This is a genomic window from Microcoleus sp. BR0-C5 (assembly GCF_036705045.1).
GTDB lineage: Bacteria > Cyanobacteriota > Cyanobacteriia > Cyanobacteriales > Microcoleaceae > Microcoleus.
Map to the genome: position 1 here is coordinate 1 of NZ_JAUBTR010000169.1, position 2,459 is coordinate 2,459.

Consider the following 2,459-nt stretch of genomic DNA (forward strand, 5'->3'; position numbering starts at 1 on the left):
TCAGTGCGATTCGTTTAACTCAAATGGATAGAAATATCTAGGGACGGTTAGCCTAACTTATCGGTTAGGACAACTAAATACACATCTAGGTGCAGGATTCACAAATCCTTAGTCTTAGTCCGCAAGTGCAGCGGTAAAAGCATATCCCCTATCTTGTTAGGTAGCAACTAATAGGGTAAAGCGGGGATAAAAGGCAGACTACTGGTAGCCGAAACTGGTAACTGTCGAGCAAGAGTTCATGTGTAGCGAAAGCAAAGATGTGTCCGAACCACCGTTATATTAGATGGTCTAACGGCTGAATCAAGTGTAAACCCGTTGAAAACCACGGTAAAAACTGATTAAAGACCAAGCCAAAAGGCAAGGATAAGGAATAGGCGATTTGAGCCTCGACCTATACGCACCTCCCATAAACCCGGTGGATAGCATCACACTAAAAACTCAATCAATGTGTATTTGGAACGAAGTAACTCTCATATATTTCTGGAATCAGGTCGATTACCAGTAAGTAGCTAACGAATAATATACGAGAGAGGGATTGTATCAAAAGCTAATGCTCTGTTGTAATGACAGAGATATGCAGACGGATACACGGTAACTTCAAGGATAGGAACCTAATAGCAATGAATAAGTCTAAAACGCGGGACAACCCGACGGTGGAATGGAATCAAATCAATTGGCGAAGAGCTGAAAGATTGACGTTCAAGTTGCAAAAACGTATCTATCGAGCAAGTGAGCGTGGCGATGTCAAAGCAGTTCGTAAGCTTCAGAAGACCTTGATTAATTCTTGGTCTAATAAGGTTTTAGCAGTACGACGGGTAACACAAGATAATACTGGCAAACGTACAGCAGGAGTGGATGGTATTAAATTACTATCTCCAAAGCAACGAATTAAGCTAGTAAGTCAACTCAAAGCAACTGGTAAATCACAACCTACACGTAGGATAATGATACCAAAACCAGGAACCAATGAGTCCAGACCATTAGGTATACCCACAATGTACGACCGCGCCCTACAAGCAGTTGTGAAAGCAGCTCTTGAACCAGAATGGGAGGCTAAATTCGAGCCTAACTCATTTGGTTTTAGACCCGGTAGGTCGTGTCACGATGCAATAGGAGCCATCTTTGACAGTATCAGATATAAAGCCAAATATGTGCTAGACGCTGATATTGCCAAATGCTTTGACCGCATTAATCACAAAGCATTACTTGACAAAATCAATACCTATCCACGACTCAGGAAACAAATTAAGTCGTGGCTTAAAAGCGGGGTATTAGACCAAGGTGAAATTTTTCCGACCGATGAAGGTACGCCACAAGGAGGGGTTATTTCCCCGCTATTGGCTAATATAGCCCTTCACGGAATGGAAGAACGGGTTAAACAATATGCGGAAACGCTAACAAAAGGATACTTGGGTATCAATAAAAAAGATAGACGAGCATCACTAAGCTTAATCCGATACGCCGATGACTTTGTGATTATGCACAAAGATATTGAAGTAGTAACAACCTGTCATCAGATAATAGCGGAATGGTTAGGTGACATTGGCTTAGAATTAAAGCCAAGCAAAACAAAATTAACCCACACCCTCAATGAATATAATGGAAATGTTGGGTTTGAGTTTTTAGGGTTCCACATACAACAACATCAGGTAGGTAACTACCGAAGTGCCAGAAGTACAAATGGAATACCACTAGGCTTTAATACGTTAATCACCCCTTCAAATCCAACAATTAAAGCTCACCTCTCCAGAATAGCTGAAGTAATAGACACTCATAATACCGCACCACAAGCTGCTTTAATTAGTCGGCTGAATCCAATTATTAAGGGATGGTCAAACTATTACTCAACAGTAGTAAGTAAAGAAACCTTTAACAAGGCGGATAAACTTACCTATGATCAACTGCGAGCTTGGGCGATAAGACGGGGAAAAGGTAACATCAACAAAGACAAATACTGGCGAACAGTAGGCGACAGAAATTGGTGTTTCAGCACAGAAGAAGGTTTAGAGCTGACCCAACACTCAACAACGCCTATTAAAAGGCACGTAAAGGTTAAAGGCAACTCAACGCCCTACAATGGTGACTGGATTTATTGGAGCAAAAGACGTGGAGAATACCCAGAAACACCAACAAGATTGGCAACACTTATTAAGACACAAAAAGGTAAATGTACCCACTGTGGTCTGTACTTTACAACTACAGACATTGTAGAAGTTGACCATATCCAACCCCGCTCTTTAGGTGGCAAGGATGAATATAAAAACCTCCAACTTTTGCATAAACATTGTCACGACACAAAAACGGATAATGACGGCTCTTCAAAAAGAGCTATGATGATAACCCGTTTTGAATTGTACCCGTAACAAGGGTGAAGATATCGAGGAGCGGAATGAAGCGAAAGTTTCACGTTCCGTTTTGAAGGAGAGGTAAGGGTAGAAATTCCCCTATCGACTCTACCA

At 41.4% G+C, this 2,459-nt stretch carries 1 protein-coding gene; it reads left to right on the top strand.

Going from position 1 to position 2,459, the window contains the following annotated elements:
* The first annotated feature begins 620 nt into the window (after nt 1–620).
* On the top strand, nt 621–2,363 hold the full coding sequence (gene ltrA, locus QUB08_RS31590) for a group II intron reverse transcriptase/maturase (protein ID WP_333230210.1): 1,743 nt from the start codon (nt 621–623) through the stop codon (nt 2,361–2,363).
* Nucleotides 2,364–2,459 lie beyond the last annotated feature (96 nt).

What these genes read in the sequence shown, in the direction of transcription:
- ltrA (WP_333230210.1), top strand. Translation starts at nt 621, where the DNA reads ATGAATAAGTCTAAAACGCGGGACAACCCGACGGTGGAATGGAATCAA.